The sequence below is a fragment of the Xylanibacter ruminicola Ga6B6 genome (genome assembly GCF_000687715.1).
Lineage (GTDB): Bacteria > Bacteroidota > Bacteroidia > Bacteroidales > Bacteroidaceae > Prevotella > Prevotella ruminicola_B.
Genome location: NZ_JHXD01000031.1, coordinates 1 through 25,156 on the forward strand (window position 1 = coordinate 1; position 25,156 = coordinate 25,156).

The window sequence follows — 25,156 nt, forward strand, 5'->3', positions numbered from 1 at the left end:
GCCCTCACTACAGCATCGGTATGCAGACTCCAAATACAGCTCACGAGCAGTCTGGTGAACAAAAAAAGATGTGGAAGAATAAAATTTATCGCAAGAATGAACAGAGTTTGCAGAATAATCCCTAACTTTGCAAGCGGAATGTCGAAGGACACTCTTTGGAGGCTTTGCGCCTCCAGCCGCATGGCAAACCACCGCAGTGTTTTTCATAGTTGTCAACTCTTTCAGGAAAAAGACAACCTTTTCAGTAAAGGTGTCAACGATTCCAGTAAAGAGTCAACTTATTCAGTAAAGCGACTGTCAACTATATCAGGAAAAAAGCAATAAACTGTCAACCAAAATCAGGAAAAGACATTGTTGTGAGCAGGTGTTGCAATGTTGCCGTTGCAACGTTGCATGAAGGAGTATAATAACTATTATAAATTATTTCTATTTATCATAATCCGGTAATATATATCGGATATCCATCCTGTGTAGGGGGTAGGATAGTCCTTATTGCAACGTTGCAACGGCAACGCTGCAACGTTTGATGTAGCAGATGTATTGTTTATGTGACTTAAATGTATAGTTTTTTCATTGTGTGTGTATCGTGCGTGGCCGCCGCTTGTACGTGGTAGTAATCTTGCGTGTTGCTGTGCGTACCAGCGCTCAAATACAGAAAAATTATTTCCCTAACTAGGGAGAAAAATTTCCCTAACCTGCGCGTAAAAAACGAGCCGTAACCTCGCAGGCAGATTGCTTACTTTAATCTCCCTGAAAGATTACTGCAATCTCCCAGATTGCTTACTGCTTGTAAAAACTATTCAAAATCGCCTATTGAGCACTATTAATGCTAGCAGTTGCTACTATTAATAGTAACAATTGCTAGCATTAATAGTAGCAATTATTTAGGGTTATACGCCTAAAACAATAGCGGGGTCGATGTTAAGCTTTTTGCTTATTTCGCGCCCGATTTTAAGAGAGGGTTCACTCTTTCCTGTCATAATTTCGCTTACGCGAGCGGTGCTCAGTCCGAGCATTTCTGCAAGTTTGGTCTGAGTAATCCCCATTTCGTAGAGACGCAGTTTTATGGTTTCTATTAGCGTGGGGGCTTCAATAGGATAATGTTCCTCCTCATAATCTGCTACGAGGTCAGAAATCAAATCCAGTTCCAACATGTTTTTATCGTCAGCAGGGGTGTCGTTGCCAACAATCTTCAACAACTCGTTTATTCTATCACAAGCTGCTTTGTACTGCATTTCGTTTTTAATCTGTGTCATAGCTTATATGTTTTTAATATCCTTTATTTTGTCATATTCCTCATGCGTGCCAACAAATCGTATATATACCTTTTTGTGTATAAAGATAACGATGGCTACTATACGATAGTTATTGCCCTTAATATCGAACACATATCTGTCGTTGCCAACATAGTCAACGGTATTGAACGTTTTCTTGATGTCAGCCAAGCACGTCCATTCTGCCTTACAAGTTCTTTTGTACCAATCACGGAGAGCCACATCTGCATCAGCATGTTTGGCTATAAACTCTCGTATCATGGCAAATGATATTACACGCATTATTTTCTTTTTGCGGGCAAAGTTAAAAATAAAATTTGGTTTAACCAAATATTTTTCGGAAAATCTTAATTTTAAAAAATAATAATCATGGCAATCGTGACAAATGACAGCTTGGATAACCAAGCGCATTCAAGATGAACAAATGATGAACAAATCTTAAAATATTTGGTGGGGTGAGGGGAATGTGCTATCTTTGCAGCGCTTAAAGAAACTGATTTTTACAAAGGATGACTAAAGAAATCTACGAAAAGAAACATCTGTTCGTCGCTGTGATCGATGCGGCGTTTTTTATGGTTGTGTTGGTGTGTACATTGCTTATGATGATTCTATTGCCTACGGCCAAGAATAGCGCTTTTGAGTCGGAGTGGGCGCACATCGCACTTGTTGTCGGGTTTGAATTTATGGGGTTGATTATTCTGATTTTGGCGCCTTTCAATTTATGGGCCCGTTATAGTCGCTACATTGATTTGTGTATAGCCAGGAGGCCAGCGGTAATCATCGGCGATGATGAGCTGAAGTTTTATTCGTCAACAGACGAGTATAAGTGCTATCGTTGGGACGAAATCAGAAGCTTTAAGCTTAATCATAGCAGTAAGTATTGCAGCATTTACCTCGATTTTAAGGAGAGCTGGCGCAAGCCTAAGTGGTATGTATGGCAGTTTACACATTATGCAAATACCATCCGTACCGACCATCTGGAAATCGCGGAGGATGAGTTGCTAAACGAGCTGAATAGTCATTTGAAGAAATAAAAGCTAGATTTTTTAAAACATATTGTATGAATAAACTAATTATTACAGCTGCTCTCGCTATGATGATGGTGGGAGCAAAGGCACAGGTGGTAAAGCCTGTAAGAGTTAGATATACAGTGCCTCTTACGTTTGCAGAACCCTGATTATCAGGTAGAACGAAAATATTTGGTTGGGGGCTCTTGGGTAGCTGCTTTTGAACTTTTGGGGGAATAATTTGCTTTTTTCGAAAAAAGTCTCTATCTTTGCAATCGATAAGGATGTGTTATTACTAATATCAAACACTTACGAATATGAAAAAACTACTGATTGCAAGTTTTGCGTTGTTGATGGGAATAACTACTGCATCGGCACAAGAGTATTATGAGCGTGGGGTTTTTAACCACGTAGGTTTGAATGTATCGGCAAGCACCGAGGGTATCGGCGTGGGTGTAGCTGCACCTATCACCGACTATCTGGAGCTGAGTGCTGGTGTGAACTTTATGCCAGGCGTCAAGATTAAAGGTGATGTTAACGTAGATTATAACATATCTCCCGACATACCAGTTTATGTACCCAGTAAAGACAAGGTAAAAATTACAGGAAACCTGAAGCGCACAACGATGGATGTGAAGCTGAACATCTATCCATTCGGAGGCAATTCTACTTTCTTTGTGGCAGGTGGTTTCTCGTTTGGTGGCGAGAAGCTTGGTAAACTGAATGGTCATAGCGATGCTATACAGGGTATTATCGAAGATTATCCTGCATTTAAAGACGTGATTCTGAATAGCATCTCTGCCGAACTTGACAAATATAATGTAAAGTTCGACGAGAATGGTGATATCAACGGCGATATCCGCGTAAAGAATTTCCGTCCGTATGTTGGACTAGGTGTGGGACGTCTGGTACCCAAGCATCGCGTAGGTTTCCGTTTCGAGGCTGGCTGCCAGTTTATGGGAAAGCTTAAAGTATATCAGGACAATAAGGAGGTTAAGATAAACGAATTGAACGATAGCGATGATGACTTATCGAAGATTATTGATAAATGGACCGTTTATCCAGTGCTGAAACTTACGATTACTGGTCGCATATTCTAAGCGAAAACAATAATCCCCACTCAAACGAGTGGGGATTACTATTTCAGATAAAATAAGATTACTGCTTATCCAGTTCGGCCAGGTTAGCGGCAATCATCTCGTCAGTAACAGTGTAGTTCTGCAGGTCGCCCTTGATGAATGAGTCGTAGCTTGGCATATCGATAAGTCCGTGACCTGAGAGGTTGAAGAGGATAACCTTCTCCTCGCCAGTCTCCTTGCACTTCTTGGCTTCGCGGATAGTAGCGGCGATAGCGTGACAGCTCTCTGGGGCAGGGATGATACCCTCGGTACGGGCAAACAGCATACCGGCCTCGAAGGTCTCAAGCTGTGGAATGTCTACACCACGCATCAGTCCATCCTTCAGCAACTGACTTACAATCATACCAGCACCATGATAGCGCAGACCACCAGCGTGGATATTGCTTGGCTTGAAGTTGTGACCCAATGTGAACATGGGCAGCAATGGGGTGTAGCCAGCCTCGTCGCCAAAGTCGTAGCGGAACTGACCACGTGTGAGCTTAGGACAGCTGTCGGGCTCGGCAGCAATAAACTCGGTCTTCTTGCCATCGCACAGGTTGTGGCGCATGAATGGGAAGGCGATACCACCGAAGTTAGAACCACCACCAAAGCAAGCAATTACGATATCAGGATACTCGCCAGCCATCTCCATCTGCTTCTCGGCCTCAAGACCGATGATGGTCTGATGCAAACCTACGTGGTTTAATACCGAACCTAAGGTGTACTTACAGTTAGGAGTGGTAGTAGCCAGCTCAACAGCCTCAGAGATAGCTGTACCTAATGAACCTGAATGGGTAGGATCCTTAGTCAGGATGTCTTTACCGGCGCGGGTTGACATCGAAGGTGAACCCTCGACCACAGCACCAAAGGTACGCATAATGCTTGAGCGGTATGGCTTCTGCTGCATGGTAATCTTTACCTGATAAACAGCGCAGTCGAGACCATAGATCTTGGCAGCGTATGAAAGGGCGGCTCCCCACTGTCCGGCACCGGTTTCGGTGGTTACGTTAGTGGTGCCTTCCTGCTTGGCATAATAGCACTGAGGAATGGCAGAGTTGATTTTATGTGAACCCAATGGGTTGGTACTCTCGTTTTTAAAGTAGATATGGGCAGGTGTTCCCAAAGCCTCCTCGAGCGCATAGGCACGAACCAATGGAGTTGAACGATAGAACTTGTACTTCTCGAGCACCTCTTCTGGAATATCAATCCAGCGATGCTCAGTATCAAGCTCCTGTACACAGCACTCACGAGGGAAGATGTGTGCCAGATCGTCTACACCCAGAGGCTGCTTGGTGGCAGGATGGATGGGAGGCATTGGTTTGGTTGGCATGTCAGCCTGAATGTTGTACCACTGTGTGGGAATCTCACTCTCTTGGAGGATGAATTTTTTTTGTTTAGACATAATATAATACGTTTTAGAATTTGGAATTCTTGCTTAAGGCAAGCGGCAAAGCCGATCACCGAGTGCAAAGATAACACAATTAATTTAAAATTGAGAATTGATAATTGATAATTTTGAAAAAAAGTGTACCTTTGCACACGATTATGTGGATGATTGCAATAATATTAGGCTATTTTGCAGTTTTGTTTGCTATCAGCCGACTGACTGCACGTCGCGCCACTAACGATACCTTCTTTCGCGGTAATCGTCAGTCGCCATGGTATATGGTGGCTTTTGGTATGGTTGGTGCGTCGATATCTGGTGTAACCTTTGTATCGGTGCCTGGTATGGTAACCCAGATTGATATGACTTATATGCAAACCTGTCTGGGCTTTATTCTGGGCTATTTTGCGGTGGCATTCATCCTGCTTCCGCTCTACTATCGCTTGAATCTCACAACCATTTATTCCTATCTGGGAAAGCGATTAGGTCCGCGTGCCTATAAAACAGGTGCCTCGTTTTTCCTGTTGTCGAAGATGACGGGTGCTGTGGTGCGTTTCTATGTGGTTTGTATGATTTTGCAACAGTTTGTGTTCGATGAGATGGGTATCCCGTTTGTGGTAACCGTATCGGCGATGGTGGCCCTTATCTGGCTTTATACAAGGGGTGGAGGTATCAAAACACTGGTGTGGACCGATACTTTCCAAACCATCTGTCTGTTCTCGGCCCTTCTCCTTATTATATATAAGGTGGTGGGCGAACTGGGATTGACGATACCTGAGGCTGTTAGTGCGATAGCTGCCGATGAACATAGCAGAATGTTTGTGATGGACGATTGGGTTTCGAAGCAGAACTTCTGGAAGCAATTCCTGAGCGGTGTGTTTATTGTGATTGTGATGACCGGACTTGATCAGGACATGATGCAGAAGAACCTGACATGTAAAACGCTGAAAGAGGCTCAGAAGGATATGTGTACCTATGGTGTGGCTTTTGTGCCTGCTAATCTGCTGTTCTTGTCGTTGGGTGTTCTGCTGGTGATGCTGGGCGAAACGGGCGTATCAGATACTTTGCTGCCTGGATTTGTTCAGCGTAGCGGATTGTCGGTACTGATTCCTTTTACGATAGGTATTGTGGCTGCCTCGTTCTCGAGTGCCGATTCGGCTTTGACATCGCTAACCACCAGTTATTGCGTAGATATCAGGGGTAGGGCAGGCGATGAGCAGTTACGTAAGCGTGCTCATCTGGGTATCAGCATCTTGTTTGTGGTGATGATACTGTTGTTCAGACTGCTGAACTCTACAAGTGTAATTGATGCCATCTATACGATTTGCGGCTATACATACGGTCCGCTGTTGGGTCTCTTTGCCTTTGGCATGCTTACCAAACGTATGCCACGCGATCGGTTTGTGCCATATATCTGCATCGCATCGCCTTTGCTATGCTATGCTATTGATGCGATAACCTGGCATGTGGCTGGTTATCGGTTCGGTTATGAGTTGCTGATGATGAATGGTGCGCTTACCTTCATGGCCCTTTTTGTTTTGAGTTCAGCAAACTCTCCAAGAACTCCTTCGGCTGAATGCCAAACTGTTTCTTAAAGCAAGTAGCAAAGTAGCGTGGATCATGGAATCCAACGCTATAAGCCAAATCGCTGACACGCAGGTTGGGATTCTCCATGCCCAGTCGTCGGGCTTCTTTCATTCTTACATCGCGAATAAAAGCCGATACATTCATGCCAGTGATAGAGCGTAACTTATTATATAAGGTAGAAGCACTGGTGCCCATGTCGGCAGCTAATGCATCGCGATCATAAGATTCGTCGTCGATGTGTTTATGGATGTTTGCCAGAACCTGATTAACAAAAGCTTCGTCGGGACTTGGGGCTTTGGCAATGTGCTTAGCTTCTTCCTCGGCGCTGAGCTGACTATATTCTGTTTGCATGCGCTTACGATTCTCGATGATGTTATCGATGCGCAGTTTCAGATCGCCTAAGCGGAATGGCTTTCTCAGATATTCGTCGGCTCCGCTTTGTAATGCTTCCTTCTCGTCTTCCTCCTGTGTCTTGGCAGTCAGCAGGATGATGGGCAGGTGATTATAGTTAGGGTCGGCTTTTACGGCTTTGGTTAGTTCGATACCATCCATCTCGGGCATCATCACATCCGATATAATCAGGTCGAGCTCTTTTTCATGTATCACTTTCATAGCCTCGACACCATTGCGGGCTATATATACATGATAGGTGGTCTTTAGCAGTTGCTGCATCAGCATCAGTAATTCCAGATTGTCCTCTACTACCAATAATTTATAGCCATCCTCAATAGGATCTTCTGGATCTGCATTCACATCTGGTACGATGGTATTGATATCTACGATGGTGTTCTTAGGAATATTGAAATCAATCTTATGCTTTTCGTCAATCTGATCAGGTGCAAAGGCTTCTTTCTTGATAGGGAGTCTGACGATAAACTCTGTGCCCTTTCCCTCTTCGCTGTGGCAGGTGATGGTTCCTCTGTTCAGATAAACCAGATCCTGCGTTAACGACAGACCTAACCCAGTTCCATTTGTCTGATGCTGTCGGTAATCGCCATCATGAAAGCGTTTAAACAGGTGTTTCATCTGTTTGGCAGAGATACCATCGCCATCGTCGCTCACCTTGATTTCTACCTCGTCGTATTTATCGTTGGTGATGGCGCTGATCGACACGATGCCACCTTCTTTGCCATATTTGGCTGCATTAGATAATAGGTTATAGATAATCTTGTCCAACTTGTCGGTATCAATCCAGCCCATCATGCTTTCTGGCTGACAGTTGATACTGAACTTCATGTCTTTCTTGCCAATAAGTGGCTCCAAGCATTCGGCGGTTTGGCGTATATACTTCATTACATCGCCCTGAGCAACCAGCAACCGTAGCTGGCCCGCATCAGATTTGCTGGTTTCCAGAATCTGCTGTAACAGTCTCACCATGCGCTGAATGTTGAATTGCATCAAGTCGTATTCATGGCTGTACTGCGGTTCGGTGTCGCGCAATTTGTCGACAGAGGCCGAGATGACTGATAGGGGAGTTAGAAGCTCGTGCGTAATATTTGTAAATATGGCGCTGAGTCGTAATCTTCTTTGCACCTTTTGGTTTCGCAGGAATAAACGTCTTCCTACGAGGAGAATAATGGTCAGAATTACCATTATGATGAGGGCTAATAGTAAACGGTTGTCCATACTTTTATAATTATTGGTAGTGCAAAAATAGTTATTTTTTCGATATCAATCAACTTTTTTCGATAAAATTTGCCGTTTTAAGCGTTAAAATGTACAAAATTAGTGATTTTGTGTTCATTTTGCGTTAGTTCACGCATTTTCAACAACAAAAAACTTAAATTAAACATCCATTTCAAAAACTTGCCATATCTTTGCATCAGAAAAAGATTTTAATGGTTAAGGTTTATGGTTGATTAATTTAGTTTTTTAAGTAATTTTTTTGGGGAAAAGGTTCGTCGTGAGACGAGCCTTTTCTCATTTATATTACTTATTCAACAAGAATCTCTCAGCCTCGATAGCCGCCTGGCAACCTGAACCTGCAGCAGAGATGGCCTGACGATATACAGGGTCGGCGCAGTCGCCTGCTACGAAAACACCAGGAACCTTTGTCTTAGGTGTTCCGTCAATCTTCTTCAGATAACCTGTTTCGTCCATATCCAGCCACTCCTTAAAGATGTCGGTATTGGGCTTATGTCCAATAGCCAGGAAGAAGCCGTCGATAGCAATGTCAACCAATTCCTCATCGGCTTCGCCCTTACGCTTAACCAGATGGGCACCTTCAACACCATTCTCGCCATAAAGCCCAAGGGTGTTATGCTCGAACAGAATCTCGATGTTCTCGTTCTCCTTCACACGCTGCTGCATCACCTGCGAGGCGCGGAGGAATGGCTTGCGTACAATCAGATACACCTTCTTGGCCAATCCTGCCAGGTAAAGGGCATCCTCGCAAGCTGTATCGCCACCACCAACTACGGCAACTGTCTTCTTGCGATAGAAGAATCCGTCGCAGGTAGCGCAGGCTGATACGCCCAGTCCGTTATACTTGCGCTCATCGTCGAGACCTAAGTACTTGGCTGAGGCGCCTGTAGCGATAATCACGGTGTCGGCCTCGATCTCTGTGCCGTCGTCGGCTGTGCAAACGTAGGGAGCCTTTGAGAAGTCGACCTTCACAATCACGCCGTTACGGATATCTGTACCAAAACGCTGAGCCTGCTCCAGCAGGTCCATCATCATCTGGTTGCCATCAACACCCTGAGGATAGCCAGGGAAATTCTCAACCTCAGTGGTCTGAGTGAGCTGTCCGCCAGGTTGCATGCCGCTGTACTCGATAGGACTCAAGTTGGCACGCGAGGCGTAAATGGCTGCAGTATAACCTGCAGGGCCACTACCGATAATTAAACACTTAGTATGTTCCATATGATATCTGTTTATTTATATGTTGGCTATTACTTAAGCAGCTCTTCAATCTGCTTGGCAATATTCTCGATATTCTCAGTGGGCTCAAAACGAGCAACAACCTGTCCCTTCTTGTTAATCAGGAACTTAGTGAAATTCCACTTAATATCAGCCTTCTGCTTATAGTCAGGATCCTCTTTTGAGAGCATGTCGTCGAGGATAGGGGCAATCTTGTGGCTCATATCCCAACCGGCAAAGCCCTTCTGCTCCTGCAGGAACTTGTACAGAGGATCGGCGTCGTCGCCATTTACCTTAATCTTCTTAAAGCGTGGAAACTCAGTACCAAAGTTCAGCTTGCAGAACTCGTGGATACTCTCATCGGTACCAGGTGCCTGCTGTCCGAACTGGTTGCAGGGGAAGTCGAGAATCTCGAAACCCTGACTATGATACTGCTCATAGAGTTTCTCCAGTTCATCGTATTGTGGAGTGAATCCACACTTAGTTGCTGTGTTTACAATCAGCAGCACCTCGTTGGCGTATTCTTTCAGAGATACGTCCTTTCCTTTTCTGTCCTTGACAGTGAAGTCATAAACTGTTTTCATATCGTGTTGTAATAATATTCGGGTTGTTATAATAAAAAAAAGATGCGGCCTTGGCATATGCAACTACCATGGACGCATCTTTTAATGTTCTTTGCGGTTTTATCTTACTTCTTCGCAGCCTTACCGTAGCGGCTCATGAACTTATCAACACGTCCTGCTGTGTCAACGAGCTTGCTCTTACCTGTGTAGAATGGGTGAGAGGTGCTTGAAATTTCGACTTTTACCACTGGGTAAGTTTCGCCTTCGAACTCTACAGTGTCATTTGTCTTTGCAGTAGACTTCGTAAGGAACATATCGCCGTTGGACATATCCTTGAATACGACGGGGCGATAGTTTTCTGGATGAATACCTTTTTTCATTTTGAGTTTAAATATTAATGTTAAAATACTATTTTCGCATAAAGCGGGTGCAAAGTTACGAAGATTTTTTCGAATTTACAAACTTTTTGTGTTTTTTTCTTTGTTTACTCATTTTTTTGTGCTATTTTTGCAAGCATAAACAGTACTAATATGCGTAAATTTCAGTTTTTAACGTTTTTATTACTCCTTGTTTTGGTGGGATGCCAAGCCAAGAATAAAAAGGAGCAGCAAGTGTATGGCATTGGTTTTTATAATCTTGAGAATCTTTTTGATACCACTCACGACGAAGGTAAGAACGATTATGAGTTCCTGCCTGAAGGTTCGTTTAAGTGGGATGCCGAGAAATATAAGTGCAAGCTGCATAACATGGCTCGCGTGCTGGCCGACATGGGTACCGATAAGTTGCCTGAGGTTGGTTGTGCTGCTATTGGTGTGGCAGAGGTTGAGAATGCTAAATGTCTGACTGATCTTTGCAATCAGCCAGCTTTGAAGGCTCGCAACTTTAAGTTTGTACATATCGAAGGTCCCGATCAGCGTGGTATTGATTGTGCTTTGCTTTACAATCCCCAGCTTTTTAAGGTTAATAATGTAAAGCTTGTACCTTATATATATAATAGACCAGAGGATGCCGGTCGCGCTACTCGTGGCTTCCTGGTAGTTAGTGGTACGCTTGTCAAAGAGCATGTTACTATTATCGTTAACCATCTGCCTTCACGTGGTGCACCTTCGTATGCTCGTGAGGATGGTGGCTCACAGTTACGTGTAGTAAAAGACTCGTTGCAGAAGGATGATCCCAAGGTAAAGCTGTTTATCATGGGTGATATGAACGATGATCCCGACGATGCATCGATGGCTAAATGCCTGGGTGCAAGACGCGAAATTAGTGAAGTAGAGGAGGGAGGACTTTATAATCCTTGGTGGAATATGCTGGCCTCGGGTCAGGGCACACTTCAGTTCCAGGGCTCATGGAATCTCTTCGATCAGATTATCCTCTCGTCGAATCTGCTTAATAAAGCAGGTAAGGAGGATTACTCTACACTGAAACTCTTTGATTATCAGGTGTTCCGTCGTGATTACCTGATTCAGCAGGAAGGCGAGTATCGTGGCAATACATTGCGTACCACCGCTGGAGGCAAATGGCTGAACGGCTATAGCGATCACTTACCCACTTTGGTTTATTTGAAGAAGAACTGATGAGCGAAATAATAGAATCACATCCCTTCGAGCCTTTTCTGCCTGGGCATGCTAAGCTATTGATGCTCGGCACTTTCCCTCCTGCTGAAAAGCGATGGTGCATGCGTTTCTATTACCCCAACTTCATCAACGATATGTGGCGTATCTTTGGCATCTGTTTCTTTGATAACAAGCAGCATTTTGTTTTGGAGCAGGAGAAACGCTTTGATTTGGAACGGATTATCCCTTTCCTGAATGAAAAAGGAATTGCCATGTATGATACGGCCACCCGTATTCGCAGAACAAAGGATAATGCTTCGGATAAGGATTTGGAGATTGTAGAAGAGACCGATCTTGATGCCATGCTTAGAAGTTTGCCTTGCTGCGAGGCTGTGATAACAGCAGGCCAGTTGGCCACCGACGTTTTTTGTAACCATTATGGTATTAAAGGCCCTAAAGTTGGCGAATATGCGGAGTTTACACTTGATGACAGGGTGTTACGACTCTATCGCATGCCAAGCAGTTCGAGGGCTTACCCCATGAAAACAGAGCGTAAAGCAGAATTTTATAACATCGTATTTAAATACTTAAGATTATGACAATCATTGGAATTGCAGGCGGTACCGGTTCGGGTAAGACTACCGTAGTAAAGAGAATATCCAAGGCTCTGCCTCCTCATTGTGCAGCAGTTGTTCCCCTCGACTCGTATTATAACGATACGACGGGTATGACTCCCGAGGAGCGTAAGGCTATCAACTTCGACCATCCAGATGCTTTCGACTGGAAGTTGCTCACCGAGCATATCAAGAAGTTGAAGAATGGCGAGGCTATTGAACAGCCTACCTATTCGTATATCGAGAGTAACCGTCAGAAGGAGACCATTCACGTAGAGCCAAAGCCTGTGATTATTATCGAGGGCATCATGGCGTTGCATCACAAGAAGCTACGTGATATGATGGACTTGAAGATATTTGTAGATACAGATAGTGATGTTCGCCTGATTCGTAACATCCGTCGCGATGTGGTAGAGCGTGGACGAACAGTAGAAATGGTGCTGGATCGCTACGAAAAGGTGTTGAAGCCCATGCACGAACAATTCATTGAGCCAACAAAGAAGTTTGCCGACCTGATTGTTCCCTGGGGTGGAGATAACCGCACGGGTATCCACATCCTTAAGACATATATCGAAGGAATCGTTACGGGAGTGTAGTCACTTCCGTAACTTTTTCATCGCCATCTTTCACTTCCTCGGCTACAGGTATCTCCTGCGCTTTCTCTGCTCTACGCTTGTTAGAGTGAATCTTCAGCGAGTTGATGATTTCTGTAACTCCATAGAGCAGCGAGCACCAACCTAATATCGTCATAGCAATGCTGGCAGGACTCATGGGTTTAATCATTACATAAAGACCTGTGAGCAGAATGAATGATGGGAATATCCAATAACCAAAGCCGATTCCGCCCAATCGGCGTGCTCTTACCAATGCCATATACTGATTGATAGCACCCAGAACCAATATGGCACCGATGATGTACATCAGGGCTGTAATAAATACGGTTGGCGTGATGGCCAGCATCAGTCCAAGAATAATACTACCCAAACCAACAAGCGGGAAAGTCGGTCTGTCGCCAGCTATCACCTGCCCGTTTTCGTCCATAATCTTATATTCGGCAACATGCTTGGTGGCATTGTAATATACCACCATCGAGATAACGCCCGACAGCAGGAATAATATACCTATAGCAACAGTAATCCAAGTTACAGTATTATCAGGATACTTAATCAGCATGATACCAATGGCTATGGCGCAAATGGCACGGAAAATGGAACTTTGTAATATCTTCATATCTAATAATTCTAAGTTTTACGCTGCAAAAATAATAAAATAAGGTGGAATCAGCAAATAATTCTGTAATTTTGCAGCAAAATTTAATAGATGATGACAACTTTATACTTAGTACGACATGGCGAGACGGTAGATAACGCCAACCAGATTATGCAGGGACAAACCCAAGGTGAGTTGAACGAAAATGGTGTTCAGCAGGCTCGTGAGTTCAGTGAGCAGTGGAAGAATAAGGAGATTGATATTATATTGGCCAGCGATTTGAAACGCTCTATTGATACTGCCAGTATCATTGCCGAACCACATCAGTTAGAGGTGCTTACAACTCCTTTGCTTCGTGAGCGCGACTGGGGAAGCTTTACCGGACGCTTTATTCCTGATTTGAAAGGCGAGGTTTGGCCTGACGACATTGAGACATTAGAAAACCTTCTTTCCAGGGCGGGCGAATTCATCGCGTATGTCAAGCAGACATTCCCAGGAAAGAAGGTGTTGGCCGTAGGCCATGGCATCATCAACAAAGCTATACAATCATATTACTATCAAAAGCCAATGAATGAAATTCAAAGGATGCAGAACGCTGAGGTCCGCATCCTTGAGTTGTAAGTTTATCGGCGTCCTCCCATGCGGCTGTCGCCACCAGCGCTGCGAGTTCCGTGTGATGTTCCGTGCGATGTACCGCCACCAATACTTCTGGTGTGTGAGTTGCTACCACCGCGATGACCGCTGAACGAACCGTTGTTACGATTGGTGTCGTTGTGGCGGTTGATATCGTTATGGTGGCGATTCATGTTATTATCACGATTCTCGATGCGACGGTTGTCATGACGGCCTTCGATACGACGAGGATTGTCGTGGCGACCATCGAAACGATGACTATCGTGACGACCAGTTACACGGGTTGAACTGTGACGAAGGTTGCGGAAGTCGCCACGATTCCAGCGATCGTGCATACCGAAGTGCTCTCTGTGAGTGGGACGGAAGTGCTCTCTGCGTCCATAGTAGTAGCCATGAGTGCCATGAATGTGCCAGGCATGTCCACCACGATAGGTTGCATAGAAGTGCGGACGACCGAAGTAGAAAAAATCGCGATGCGGATAGCGGCGATAGATTCCAAAGTGCCAGTAACCAGCCTCCCAATAGAGTGGACGGTAGAAGTAGCTGGCTGCAATGTATGCATTCCACTGCCAATCGTAAAGGATATAGCTCAGATCGAGATTACGACGCTCCCAGTAAGTGCCAAAAACATCATCGCGTCCGGCTACGCCCATCAGATAATCGAGGTTTATCTCGTATGCAGCCTCATACTGTTCGTCAGTGAGGTTCAGCTCGTACGCCATCTTATCGGTGAGGAACAGGGCTTCGTTGCGGGCCTGCTCGTAGCTCATTGCACTCGCTGCCATTGTCGAGGTCAGCATCACCATCAGTGCGAAAAACATCTTCTTCATAATCGTATCATTTAAATGGTTTCACATTCTGTTTTGTTAATCACAGTGCAAAGAAACAACATTTTGGGCTCATACGCAAAGGATTTTCCCTAATAAGGTAGAGGAAATTCCCTAAAAGTATTTTTAAGAAAGAAAAAATTCGTATCTTTGCCCCCAGTATGAAGAAAATTTGGTCTATATTATTAATAATGTGTAGCCCTTTGGCTATATGCGCTCAGCAGCGTTCGCTTACCGATAGTGTTCAGTATCGGGTTGAGATGCAGGCTACTCTGTCGTCAGGCGATCATGCGCCCTTGTGGTTGAATGCCAACAAGTATGGACTTAGTTCGCTGAAAACCGCTAATGGCTATGTGCGTGGTGCGATAGAACGAAAGCTCAGTACTGATAATGGACGCAAGTGGGGGATTGGTTATGGGGCTGATGTGGCTGTGGCTGCCGGTTTTACCAGCACGTTGGTGGTTCAGCAGGCTTATGTAGAAGGTCGCTGGCTGAAGGGTACCCTAACTGTTGGTGCCAAGGAATATCCGATGGAACTGAAGAACCAGGCCTTGAGTTCTGGTTCTCAAACCTTGGGTATCAATGCGCGTCCTGTGCCTCAGGTACGCTTGGCGCTGCCTGAATACTGGACTATCCCTGGTACAAACAACTGGTTGGCGCTGAAAGGACATATCGCTTACGGCAAAACCACCGACGATGGTTGGCAAAAGGATTTTGTGGCTCCCCAGAACCGTTATACCGAGGGTACGCTCTATCATAGTAAGGCTGGATATCTGAAGATTGGTCCAGGCAACTATACTGCCGAGTTTGGCTTAGAAATGGCCTGCCAGTTTGGTGGTACCTCGCATCTGTTTGAGAATGGCGTAGAAAAGGTGTATGACAATGATGGCGGTTTAAAAGCCTTTAAGAATGCTTTTATTCCAGGCGGAACTGATGCTACCGATGGCAATTTTAAGAATGCCGAGGGTAATCAGTTAGGTTCGTGGGTAGCCCGTTTTAGTTACGATCAGCCCACCTGGAATCTGGCAGTATATGCCGACCAGTTTTTCGAGGATAACTCTATGATGTTTCATGTAAACAAGAGTGGCGACAAGTACTTCTGGTACGACTTTAAGGATTGGCTGTTAGGTGCCGAACTGAAACTGAAGGATAATGCCTGGCTCAACAATATTGTTGTAGAGTATCTGTACACCAAGTATCAGGCAGGTCCGGTTTATCATGATAAGACCAGTCATGTAAGCTACCAGATTAGTGGTCGCGACAATTACTATAATCACCATCTCTTTACTGGTTGGCAGCATTGGGGACAGGTGATGGGTAATCCGCTTTACGTGTCTCCGCTGTATAATACCGATGGACATCTTGAGGTTGAACATAACCGCTTTGTGGCTTGGCATTTAGGTTTTTGTGGTTCACCCCTCCAGCAGTTGAACTATCGTGTGCTGGCTTCTTGGCAAAAGAGTTATGGTTCGTATTATTACTTGCCAGTCAGCCCTCTGGAGAATGTTAGTTGTATGGCTGAGGCTGATTACATGCTAAAGGATGGATGGAGTATAAAAGGTGCTGTAGCTGCCGACTTTGGCAAATTGCGAGGCGACAACTTCGGCTTCCAGCTGTCTATCGTAAAAACAGGCTTAATAAAATAACAGTTCGAAAAGATGAAGCGTTTCTTATATATTATAATAGGTCTAACCTTGTTATTTACCAGTTGCGATAAAGAAGATTCTTCTAATGGACATCTCGATGGCTTTTGGCAGATGACTTCTTCGCCTGGTATCACATGGGCTTTTCAGGGACACATTCTGGAACTGCGTGATGTGAATAAAGTGCATCAGGATATCGTGATGAGTTTTACTCGCGAAGGTGACAAGCTGAAGTTATCGGATCCTTATAGAGTGGATCGTGACTCCGACGATGTCGCCCTCCTGGATGCTGATATGCTCATACCTTATGGCATTAGCAATACCACGGTCGAATTTAATATTTCTGAACTAACCAGTAGCAGAATGGTGCTTGATAATGGCACCAAACATTTGGAGTTCAGAAAGTTTTAGAATTTCTTGCCAAATGCAATCTTGAGGAAGGTAAGACATAGAATCTTGCCATCAAGCCACCATGAGCGATGCTTCAGATAGTCGAGGTCCATCTCTAATCGTTTCAGCATTTTCTCCATCGTATCGGTGTAGCCGTTATAGAGTGTGGCCATCGATGTGATGCCTGGACGTATCTGATAAAGATAGGTGTAGCGTGGATCGTGCTGGATAATCTGGTCGATATAGAATTTTCGTTCAGGACGCGGACCGATAAAGGCCATATCGCCAATGAAGATATTCCACAACTGAGGCAGTTCGTCGAGATGATGCTCACGCAGAAACTTTCCTGTTTTAGTAAGGCGCTTGTCTTTGCGCTCACTACACAGCTGTGGCCCCTTGGCTTCGGCGTTAACCGTCATGCTGCGAAACTTATAGATAGTAAACGGTCGTCCGAATCGGCCTATACGTTCTTGCTTAAAAATCACTGGTCCATCGTGGTCGCGCTTGATAGCAATATAACAAGCTAAAAACAACGGTGAGAATACAATCAGACATATGCCTGCGAAAAAGAAATCAATCCATCGTTTGACTTCTTTCTCAAAGGCGTTCATTCCATCATATATATACGAGTAGTGTTGCTCCATCCAATAATATTTAGTTCCTTAATCTTAATATATAACGTAAAATCTCTCAATTTATTATTTCCGCAGCAAGAAAAGATAGCTTTTTTGGCGCCATTTGTTGGGAATCATTCTTAATAGGGTACGCATCATGATGTTCTGTACCATGGTGGCATAGCTGATATGACCCATTTCGTGTAACGACTGCTGGAACCTGATTTCCTGACGGATATATGCCCAGCCTCCACGACGTTTAAAGAAGTCGTTCGATACTCTGAAATAGAGTAACGACTCTTGCAGGTTGTAGAATTGTGCATCTTGGCGCATCATTCTTACCCAAAGGTCGTAGTCCTCAAAAAGTAGACAGTGCCGATAGCTACCGGCAGCTTCTACAGCTTGTTTGCGGAACATCACAGTAGGGTGGTTCATAGGATTACGGCGCTTGCTAAAAGCTAGCAGTTGCTGGTGAGTCTCGGGCACTTTACGAATGGTGCACGATTCGTGAATGCTACCGCTGAATTCCTCAGTCCACGAACCTACGATAGCTGTCTCAGGGTGCTGCTCAAGATAGGCAGCTTGCTTAGCCAGACGCTCAGGTTTCATGATGTCATCCGAGTCCATACGTGCCACCAGATTGTTTTTGCAATGCTTTAATCCTTCGTTCAGTGCAAGGCCCAAGCCTACATTCGTGGGTAGTTTTACGATGTGTAGTTCCTGAGGCTGTTGGGTGAATGATTCTATCACAGCCAAGAGTGGTTCTGTCAGTGGTCCGTCTTCTACCAGCACCACCTCATCAGGCGGCATCGTCTGGGCGAAGATGCTGTCAAGGCTTTGCTGCAGATACGCAGGCTTTTCCTTGCTATATACTGATATGAGAACAGATATCCTATTCATATTTTTATCCAATTATCAGGCACTGGCGAACATACATTCTTTAAGCTCATCCAGTTTGCTGGTGCGATGGTTACGCCATCCTGTTGACTGAGCCATGCGCCCCACCACGAAAAGGATGAATTAGCGATAATATGATGCCTGCAGAGTGCCATCAGATGCATATCGTGAATGCTGTTAGTGCCAGTGTTCCAATCTACATATATAGTGCTTGTGGCGTCGAGTGTTGAGGCCAGATGCTGCTGGCACCAAGTGATGTCGTCAGAAAACACCAGCCATTTTTCGGGCTTAACCTCCTGCTGCATTTTTTTGATGGCGGCAATCACGTAGTTACCATTGGTAGTGCCTTTACGTAAAGGGTCGGTCAGATAGTCGCCACGTCTGATGTGTATGCTACAGCTGTTAGCGCTTGCAGCCAGCTGTGCAGTTGTTTTATTGCGCTCGTCGTCGAATGCAGGGACAGCATATGTGCTGAGTATTTCCTCGCGGATATGCTTGAAATATTCCTCGTGCTGCCAGTAGCCATCGTAATAAGTACTATATGGTCTGCTGAGTGCTGATGGCTCTAACCTAAAGTTGGGCTCTTCCTTGAGCAAGGTTTTGCGTACAGGAAGAATTCTGCTTCCTATTCGCCAGCATTGGTAGTTAGGGTAGGGATAGGCCAGATGGGCTACTTCTTTCAAAGTGGCCTCTTCGTAGGTGGCGCCAAACACGCTCTCAATTTCAAAGCCGCGATGCTTGTGATAGCCGTTAAAGCAATGCAGGTCTAACAGCACGCGCTCCTCAGGGTGCTGCTTTTGCAACGCCTTGTAAAGAGCAAACTGAAACATCTGATTGCCCAGACCGCCTAACACTTTTACTATCCTCATATCCGTCGTAATAATCGTTTGGTTCCTAATATCAAGTGCTCATAAAACCATAGCATCAGGCCTACATGGTTTCCATGAGTTTGGCAGATAATGGCTTTATCTTGCTTGAATGCCTGCATAATATTCATTTGCTGGCTAATTTGTCCTGCATGTCCGTGGGTAGATTGTACCTTGCAAGTGTTACAGATTGATACACGCTTACCTTTTAGTAGTCGATAGTACCACTCAATGTCAACCAGCCATTTCAAATCCTGATTGAATGGCTGTTGCTGATCGCGCTTGAATGCGATACAGGCAGTAGGTCCGATGGCATTCTGGAGGAATAGCCATTCTGGATGCTTGCAAAAAAACTTCTTGGTAAGGTGGGATAACCATCTGCTACTTTGCTTGCCGCTATTCATCACCTCTACGTCGGCAATCGCCACATCGGCATCAGTCAAAGCCTGAGCCATCATGTTTAAATGATTACTGCTTGCCATTGCTTCGTCGTGGTGCATCACTATCACATACTGTCCATCGGCCTTCGACAAACCGAAGTTCCAATTGTCGGCAGCTCTTCCAGTTGATTTGTGATGAAAGTATTTAATTATCTGATTATCAATTGATTGGGTATATGTCGAAATCTCCTCGTTGTCCGAATCATCAGTCACAATCACCTCATAGTCTGCACCTTGTTGATGCAGAACCGACTCAAGTGCCCGTTTCAGTAAAGGCAACTGATTATAGGTTGGTATGATGATGCTGAACTTTTCCATCGTGATTGATTTGATACATACATAAGAGGAATATTGAGAGCGACATGCAATTGTCGAGGCTGCCTCCCCAGAAGAGATCCAAACTTAATCCTAAGAATAATCCAAGAAATAATTTGTACTCGCTATAGTTTGAGAATTGTCTAAGGGTTTTATAAAGGGCATAAAGGAATACGAGCATGATGGGGATTCCAAAACACCACGCAAATAGTAGAATTGTTGATTCGGTAACTCCTGCCACAGCTAAGTTGTGGAAGGTGAATATTGTATGTTCTCTCAGGTTCTGGAAAAAGAAACCGATGCCCCATATTGGACTATCGCTGATATGATCGATTGTGAGCAACCATAATTTCCACCTTAACATGTTACTCTGACTAATATCTTTGGTGAGATAAGTAAACAGAACAACGAATACAATAAAACAGATATAGAAGCTAATCAGTAATTTGGGCTTCCTGTATAGTTTTAATACGTATAATCCGATAACTGCAGCAAGGATAATGTAATACCTGAATGAGCCTGCCAGAAGCAGGTTTATGCACATTAAGAACTCAATAGTATATTTAAACCATTTTGGCTTGATATGTTCTTGAATGATACAGCAAAGTGCTAAGAAAGAAATACTGCCAGAAAACAGAGAACTACTCTTTACACCTGGGAATCTGGGTAATATTTCGCCTGGACGTATGGGCGGAAAGTGAGTCCAAGGTAATGAAAAACCAGCAGCAAGCAGTATGTTTGAGGTGATATCCGCAATAAAAATAGCGTAGATAACGTATTTGATGATGGTAATAACCTTTTGTTTGTTGTTTGCACAGGCTAGGATAATGGCGAGAAAATATAATTGGCCCCACATCATCAGCGATTTGGCGGTTGTGTCTCTGAAAATTAAGTGCACCAGTCCTACGATGAATGCTGTAACTAAGAATAGTGAGAATGGAGCGCTTTCCTCTACTTGCGTCTGTAGTGATTTGAAAGAGAACATCAGCACTGCCGTTAATGCCAAGAATGGCAAGGTTAGCACTGAGTAACCAGCAAACTGGAGTAATACCAAACTTACTCCAAGTAAACCATATTCTATGTGATTACTTATTTTCATGCTGATTGATATATTTAAGATACAGAGAGAATAGTATACACTTGATGGCGTACGAAACAAGTACGGCAAGTGCTAAACCTGTGGCTCCTTTACTAATATTTATTTGTGCGCAAGCTATCAATATAGTTGCCCATACGAGATTCAATGCAAAGTTCTGCCACATTTTTTCTTTGCTGCAAACGGCCATTTCAATGACGTTGGCAATAGAAGAAAAAACTGTTGATGCGGCTAATAGCATCAGTGGCGTTTGATTGTCAAAACTGCTTCCGTATAATGGCATAATGTATGGACTAAGTATACTGATGATAACAGCAACAACTACCGATACAACACCTATCAATGCTATATTGGCCAGTAGTGCCTTGCTGAATTTCTTACCATCTGTAGTACTCGAGAGGATAGGGAGTACTATCTGACTAACAGCTGTTGGAATAAACAGAATGATAACTTTCCATTGATCGGCCGCTTCGAAGATGGCCAATTCGCCGTAGCCAGTTGCTCTAACCACCATAGCCCTGATTATAAAGAATGCAGGCGCTACGGTAAGGGCCGATAGTGTGGCAGGAATGCAGTATGAATAAATAAGACGATAGTCTTTTCTTGCAATATGGCTTGTTGACGTAATGCCGTATTTCTTGAAGTCTTTACGAATAGCAATGTGATTGGCTATATACTGCGCTACTATGCCCAGTCCAAAGCCGATAATAGCACCATGTAAGCCATAATACCATGCTCCAAGCACCATCAGTATCGATTCGATGCTACTGCCAATAAATGTATTGATGGCTATCGATTTAAAGTCCTCCAGCCCTGTAAGTACCCCATTCAATGTAGCATTAAGAATTGATGCAAACAAAATGAGTGCTGCTATTTGTATGGCTGCTGAAAGATGTGGCGAATGAAGTACCACTTCTGAAATGGTTTTGGCCATCGGCATTAAGCAAACTGTGAGCACGATGCCGGAACAAAGCGCAAAAAGCAGCGACAGACGATAGATGCTATACGAATGATCTTGGTCTGTTGTTCTATATAACGAGATGAAGCGTGTGGCGGTAATGCCAATGCCTGCAGAACCTAATACAATAAAGATGCCTACAGTAGATCTGACCATACCGAATTCGCCAAAAATCTCTTTGCCAAGAATACGAGCGCAAATAATGCCAGCCACTAATACCAGAAATTTTCCCAAGGCAGTACCAGTCATCGACCAAAAAGCGCCATAGGCAATACGTTTACCTATGTCGCTGGTTAATACTTGTTGGGACACTTTCTGTATAGTATTCAGCATTATTCTTTTTTACGTTGCCTCATGTAAATAATGCATGCTGGTATGCACAATCCTAGCAGGAATGCTGCAGCCAGTGTGCGGCCTTTCTTTGGGAATACGGGTTTGATTTTTCCCATAGGGGGCGATACGATGCGCAGATTCTGTGAGTTGTAAATCTGGGTAAGACTGTTCTCCTCGCGCTTCTCTAAGAGGTAGATGTAAAGGGCCTCGATGATTTTATGCTGGCGCTCGGCTGGTAGAACTTTTGTTACAGCCGATGGGGCTGCTGATATCTGCTGCTTCAGCTTCTGATCCTCACGATTCACAGCCTTCTGACTGGCACGGAGCTGGGCCACACAATGATCCAACGAGTTTACAATAGCCTTGCGCATGCTGCCAAGCTGTACATCCAGATCTTTTACCAGCGGGTTGTTATCGCTACTGTTCTCTGCCATCTGGTTGCGTTGCAGTTGCAGCTTGTTGTATTCGTTAATCTGCTTGGCTACATTCTCGTTGTCGGGTAGCAGATTGGCTGGCAATACCTGGTTCGTTCCTTCGGTGTGGTTAACCTGATTGCGCATCTGCTCCATCATATACAACTGGTTGTTTACCTTTACCTGCTGTTCGTAGGTCAAGCTGGCATTGGTCATAAACATCTTGGCAGCCTCCTCGTAATCGGGCATCAGGTTGCTGCCTTTGAATTGGGCAATATCCTTGTCCAGTCCGCTCAACTCCTGCTCAATGTCCTTGATGCGCTCGTTGATAAACTGGGTAGAGATGTTGGCAGTATTCTTTTTGTCGTTCATCCAGGCCTCCTGATACACATTTATCAGTGTGTTGATAATCAGTTCGGCACGCTCGGCTATCTGGTCGCGATAGCCTATGTGGATAATACTGGTCTGATCATCGGTCAGGTCGATATCCAACTGCTCCATGCAGCGCTCTACCTGGTCGTATTTCTTTTCTTTGGTAATGCGGATGGTCATTTCGCCCTTCTCGTCCATCACCTTCTTAAAGTATTTGGTGGCAATTACGCTAACAGGTCCGATAGGCGTTTGGCATACGGTGTTTATCTTGCCTTCTACCTCGCCGCTCAGCTTATCCTTGTTCTTGCGCATTTTGTAAAGCGTAAAGGTGCCGTCTTGTCGCAGGTCCATCTTCAGGTAGGCGCCGTCTTTATCTGTCAGCTTGGGGAAGGTGAGTTTTACTGGCAGTGTTTCCTCCCAAAGATCGCGTTTCATCAAACCGTCGTAAGTGGCATAGCGTGTGTCGAGACCTAAACGGTTTACGACCTCCATCAGTAGGGCAGGCGACGACATGATTTCCATCTCGTTACTTACGTTCGATGCGATGTTGATGCCTGCCAGTCCGGCCAGCATACCCATATTGGATGACATCGATGATAACAAGCCGCCACCACCATTCTCGTCCTTGATAAGTACAGTGGCGCTACGTTCATATCGTGGGGCAAACATCAGCAGAAACAAGATGGCTGCTATCAATGTGGTTGCAAGCGTGGCTGCAAACCAACGCCAGTGTTTCTTACATTCGTTTATGTATGATTTTAAGTCCATAACAGATTGATTATTTAAACAGGAATACAGCTACGGTGGTGAGTACCGATACGATCGACAGCCAGAACGAGGCATTACGTGTTTCGTTGCCATTGGCGGTCGACTGGCGTGCTCTTACGCTATTGGCTTTCACGTAGATAATGTCGTTCTGGTGGATGTTAAAGGCCTCAGAGTTCAACAGCTTCTGTCCGTCGGTAAGGCTCAGTATGTAGGTCTTGCGTTTGCCGCTTTCGGTTCTGATTACCATCACCGAGTCGCGCTTACCATACTGCGACAGGTCGCCAGCCTTGCCCAGCGCTTCAAATAGCGTCATCTGGTCTTTCTCTATCTTGTAAACACCAGGCTCCTTCACTTCGCCCGTTACCGTATAGGTCATGTTCTGCAGCTCTACGGTTACGTTGGCATCCTTCAGTTGCTCCTTCTGCAGTTCGCGCTTGATGGTCTGCTCGGCCTCATAGCGTGTCAGTCCACCCACATGTATCTCGCCAATTACAGGGAAATCGATAGTGCCTTGTGGACTTACTGTATAGGGGGCAATATAGGGATTGCCTGCAGCGTTACCTTGGGTAATCTGCGTGGCCAGACTCTTGTTAAACAGGTTGCTCATCAGCGGATCCTTGCTCTTTACAATCACCGTTAGCTGATCGTTAGGTTGCAGTTTAATGGTGCCGTCGATGGTGATATCTGTCTGCTGACCGTTCTGTAGGTCTTGCAGATAGTTGAAATTGCGTGGCGTTGAGCAGCTTGCCATCACCATAGCCGCGCAAATGGCTATATAAAAACGGGTCTTCATATATATTTTAAAACGTTTTTTACACCTTGTTATTATAGAAATCGGCTACAAAAATACTAAAATTTTGCATAAAACCATTGTTTGTATCAGAAAAAGTGCTATCTTTGCAGCCGAATTTGTTAGCGAACAGTTCGAAATTACGACATTTACGTCTTGGGGTTGACTGGATTTGACGGCGAGATGAAATGGTACGTAAGCACGCGGAGGCTTCTTTGGTTCCCTCCATAATCTGAGTCAAGGAAATTATAATTGGCAACAATGAGTATGCTCTCGCTGCCTAATCGAAGTATAGTAGATTACCGGCTTTATTCCTTTACAAGGTAGAGGAACGAGACGTCGCTCCGAGGATGTTGTTCCGAATCCAAAGATCAAACGGCGCAGGTTAAATCGGAAATAGTTTGTGTAGGCTCCGATGCACGGATGAAGTTTTAGGAGATAAGGTTGCGGTTGGTGGCTTGGGTCTTGCCGCAGCTCGAAAATGAAGGCCAAGATAAGCGTGTAGAAAGCGTATGGTTTCCTTGTGCGGACGAGGGTTCGACTCCCTCCAGCTCCACTATGTTACGCCAGAGGGGCCTCACCCTCGTGAGGGTTCTTCGCAAGCGAAGCGACTACGTCGATTACGACTCCCTC

Annotated in this window: 26 protein-coding genes and 1 other RNA gene; 10 read left to right on the forward strand and 17 right to left on the reverse strand. The window is 44.7% G+C overall.

Features of this window, described 5'->3' with window-relative positions; genetic code table 11:
- Positions 1 to 890 precede the first annotated feature (890 nt).
- Together T500_RS0113550 and T500_RS0113555 are read right to left on the reverse strand one after the other, a co-directional pair.
- Complete coding sequence (locus T500_RS0113550; protein WP_028908559.1) at positions 891 to 1,256, reverse strand: type II toxin-antitoxin system HigA family antitoxin; 366 nt, start codon at positions 1,254 to 1,256, stop codon at positions 891 to 893.
- A gap of 3 nt (positions 1,257 to 1,259) precedes the next feature.
- Positions 1,260 to 1,556 (reverse strand): type II toxin-antitoxin system HigB family toxin, encoded by a 297-nt coding sequence (locus tag T500_RS0113555; RefSeq protein WP_028908560.1) that lies wholly within the window; start codon positions 1,554 to 1,556, stop codon positions 1,260 to 1,262.
- 227 nt (positions 1,557 to 1,783) lie between these two features.
- On the opposite strand from T500_RS0113555, the gene T500_RS0113560 reads away from it, so the two are divergent.
- Both T500_RS0113560 and T500_RS0113570 read left to right on the forward strand, forming a co-directional pair.
- Positions 1,784 to 2,308 (forward strand): hypothetical protein, encoded by a 525-nt coding sequence (locus T500_RS0113560; RefSeq protein ID WP_028908561.1) that lies wholly within the window; start codon positions 1,784 to 1,786, stop codon positions 2,306 to 2,308.
- Between the two features lie 290 nt (positions 2,309 to 2,598).
- A complete protein-coding gene (locus tag T500_RS0113570) occupies positions 2,599 to 3,381 on the forward strand; it encodes a hypothetical protein (RefSeq protein ID WP_028908562.1) in 783 nt (260 codons plus the stop codon).
- 58 nt (positions 3,382 to 3,439) lie between these two features.
- Here the strand turns inward: T500_RS0113570 and T500_RS0113575 are convergent, their stop codons facing one another.
- Positions 3,440 to 4,801 (reverse strand): TrpB-like pyridoxal phosphate-dependent enzyme, encoded by a 1,362-nt coding sequence (locus tag T500_RS0113575; protein ID WP_013064193.1) that lies wholly within the window; start codon positions 4,799 to 4,801, stop codon positions 3,440 to 3,442.
- Positions 4,802 to 4,944: 143 nt separating this feature from the next.
- Between T500_RS0113575 and T500_RS16060 the strand changes: the two genes are divergently transcribed.
- Positions 4,945 to 6,378 carry a sodium:solute symporter gene (locus tag T500_RS16060; protein WP_036909188.1) on the forward strand — a complete coding sequence of 478 codons (1,434 nt, stop codon included), beginning with the start codon at positions 4,945 to 4,947 and terminating at the stop codon, positions 6,376 to 6,378.
- On the opposite strand, the gene T500_RS0113585 is transcribed toward T500_RS16060, so the two are convergent.
- From T500_RS0113585 to T500_RS0113600, 4 genes are all read right to left on the reverse strand, one after another.
- Entirely contained in the window at positions 6,305 to 7,903 is a 1,599-nt protein-coding gene (locus tag T500_RS0113585; RefSeq protein ID WP_196243525.1) for a response regulator, read from the reverse strand. The two genes, T500_RS16060 and T500_RS0113585, sit on opposite strands and share 74 nt — an antisense overlap.
- A 396-nt stretch (positions 7,904 to 8,299) precedes the next feature.
- Positions 8,300 to 9,232 (reverse strand): thioredoxin-disulfide reductase, encoded by a 933-nt coding sequence (trxB, locus tag T500_RS0113590; protein WP_028908564.1) that lies wholly within the window; start codon positions 9,230 to 9,232, stop codon positions 8,300 to 8,302.
- A gap of 29 nt (positions 9,233 to 9,261) precedes the next feature.
- Positions 9,262 to 9,813 (reverse strand): glutathione peroxidase, encoded by a 552-nt coding sequence (locus T500_RS0113595; RefSeq protein WP_028908565.1) that lies wholly within the window; start codon positions 9,811 to 9,813, stop codon positions 9,262 to 9,264.
- A 104-nt stretch (positions 9,814 to 9,917) separates the two neighbouring features.
- Positions 9,918 to 10,172 (reverse strand): type B 50S ribosomal protein L31, encoded by a 255-nt coding sequence (locus T500_RS0113600; RefSeq protein ID WP_013064062.1) that lies wholly within the window; start codon positions 10,170 to 10,172, stop codon positions 9,918 to 9,920.
- A gap of 150 nt (positions 10,173 to 10,322) precedes the next feature.
- Between T500_RS0113600 and T500_RS0113605 the strand changes: the two genes are divergently transcribed.
- Genes T500_RS0113605 through udk form a run of 3 tightly spaced genes read left to right on the forward strand, consistent with a single transcriptional unit; the run spans position 10,323 to position 12,555 of the window.
- Complete coding sequence (locus tag T500_RS0113605; protein ID WP_028908566.1) at positions 10,323 to 11,366, forward strand: endonuclease/exonuclease/phosphatase family protein; 1,044 nt, start codon at positions 10,323 to 10,325, stop codon at positions 11,364 to 11,366.
- Complete coding sequence (locus tag T500_RS0113610; RefSeq protein WP_036909191.1) at positions 11,366 to 11,944, forward strand: uracil-DNA glycosylase family protein; 579 nt, start codon at positions 11,366 to 11,368, stop codon at positions 11,942 to 11,944. Before T500_RS0113605 ends, T500_RS0113610 begins: the two co-directional genes overlap by 1 nt.
- Positions 11,941 to 12,555 carry a uridine kinase gene (udk, locus tag T500_RS0113615; protein WP_013065046.1) on the forward strand — a complete coding sequence of 205 codons (615 nt, stop codon included), beginning with the start codon at positions 11,941 to 11,943 and terminating at the stop codon, positions 12,553 to 12,555. Before T500_RS0113610 ends, udk begins: the two co-directional genes overlap by 4 nt.
- Here the strand turns inward: udk and T500_RS0113620 are convergent.
- Positions 12,542 to 13,189, reverse strand: a complete 648-nt coding sequence (locus tag T500_RS0113620; RefSeq protein ID WP_028908568.1) for an HdeD family acid-resistance protein — start codon at positions 13,187 to 13,189, stop codon at positions 12,542 to 12,544. The two genes, udk and T500_RS0113620, sit on opposite strands and share 14 nt — an antisense overlap.
- 93 nt (positions 13,190 to 13,282) lie before the next feature.
- Between T500_RS0113620 and T500_RS0113625 the strand changes: the two genes are divergently transcribed.
- Positions 13,283 to 13,789 carry a histidine phosphatase family protein gene (locus T500_RS0113625; protein WP_028908569.1) on the forward strand — a complete coding sequence of 169 codons (507 nt, stop codon included), beginning with the start codon at positions 13,283 to 13,285 and terminating at the stop codon, positions 13,787 to 13,789.
- A 2-nt stretch (positions 13,790 to 13,791) separates the two neighbouring features.
- Here T500_RS0113625 and T500_RS17355 read toward each other — a convergent pair whose 3' ends face one another.
- Positions 13,792 to 14,631, reverse strand: a complete 840-nt coding sequence (locus T500_RS17355; RefSeq protein ID WP_051612082.1) for a hypothetical protein — start codon at positions 14,629 to 14,631, stop codon at positions 13,792 to 13,794.
- A 158-nt stretch (positions 14,632 to 14,789) separates the two neighbouring features.
- On the opposite strand from T500_RS17355, the gene T500_RS0113635 reads away from it, so the two are divergent.
- On the forward strand, positions 14,790 to 16,274 hold the full coding sequence (locus T500_RS0113635; RefSeq protein WP_036909197.1) for a capsule assembly Wzi family protein: 1,485 nt from the start codon (positions 14,790 to 14,792) through the stop codon (positions 16,272 to 16,274).
- Positions 16,275 to 16,286: 12 nt separating this feature from the next.
- Positions 16,287 to 16,682, forward strand: a complete 396-nt coding sequence (locus tag T500_RS0113640; RefSeq protein WP_028908571.1) for a lipocalin-like domain-containing protein — start codon at positions 16,287 to 16,289, stop codon at positions 16,680 to 16,682.
- Here T500_RS0113640 and T500_RS0113645 read toward each other — a convergent pair.
- From T500_RS0113645 to T500_RS0113680, 8 genes are read right to left on the reverse strand one after another with little or no spacing between them, the layout of a single operon-like run.
- A complete protein-coding gene (locus T500_RS0113645; protein WP_028908572.1) occupies positions 16,679 to 17,305 on the reverse strand; it encodes a sugar transferase in 627 nt (208 codons plus the stop codon). The genes T500_RS0113640 and T500_RS0113645 overlap by 4 nt on opposite strands.
- 54 nt (positions 17,306 to 17,359) lie before the next feature.
- A complete protein-coding gene (locus T500_RS0113650; protein WP_028908573.1) occupies positions 17,360 to 18,175 on the reverse strand; it encodes a glycosyltransferase family 2 protein in 816 nt (271 codons plus the stop codon).
- Complete coding sequence (locus tag T500_RS0113655) at positions 18,172 to 19,041, reverse strand: alpha-1,2-fucosyltransferase (protein WP_028908574.1); 870 nt, start codon at positions 19,039 to 19,041, stop codon at positions 18,172 to 18,174. Before T500_RS0113655 ends, T500_RS0113650 begins: the two co-directional genes overlap by 4 nt.
- Positions 19,038 to 19,796 (reverse strand): glycosyltransferase family 2 protein, encoded by a 759-nt coding sequence (locus tag T500_RS16070; protein ID WP_051612083.1) that lies wholly within the window; start codon positions 19,794 to 19,796, stop codon positions 19,038 to 19,040. The genes T500_RS0113655 and T500_RS16070 overlap by 4 nt, the downstream gene beginning before the upstream one ends.
- Positions 19,762 to 20,892: a hypothetical protein gene (locus tag T500_RS0113665; RefSeq protein WP_028908575.1), complete on the reverse strand. Its 1,131-nt coding sequence runs from the start codon at positions 20,890 to 20,892 to the stop codon at positions 19,762 to 19,764. Before T500_RS0113665 ends, T500_RS16070 begins: the two co-directional genes overlap by 35 nt.
- Entirely contained in the window at positions 20,879 to 22,180 is a 1,302-nt protein-coding gene (locus T500_RS0113670; protein WP_028908576.1) for an oligosaccharide flippase family protein, read from the reverse strand. Before T500_RS0113670 ends, T500_RS0113665 begins: the two co-directional genes overlap by 14 nt.
- A complete protein-coding gene (locus T500_RS0113675) occupies positions 22,180 to 23,733 on the reverse strand; it encodes a GumC family protein (protein ID WP_028908577.1) in 1,554 nt (517 codons plus the stop codon). Before T500_RS0113675 ends, T500_RS0113670 begins: the two co-directional genes overlap by 1 nt.
- A 10-nt stretch (positions 23,734 to 23,743) precedes the next feature.
- Positions 23,744 to 24,526 carry a polysaccharide biosynthesis/export family protein gene (locus tag T500_RS0113680; RefSeq protein WP_028908578.1) on the reverse strand — a complete coding sequence of 261 codons (783 nt, stop codon included), beginning with the start codon at positions 24,524 to 24,526 and terminating at the stop codon, positions 23,744 to 23,746.
- A gap of 155 nt (positions 24,527 to 24,681) precedes the next feature.
- On the opposite strand from T500_RS0113680, the gene ssrA reads away from it, so the two are divergent.
- Positions 24,682 to 25,082: a transfer-messenger RNA gene (gene ssrA, locus T500_RS16735) on the forward strand.
- The last annotated feature ends 74 nt before the right edge of the window (positions 25,083 to 25,156 follow it).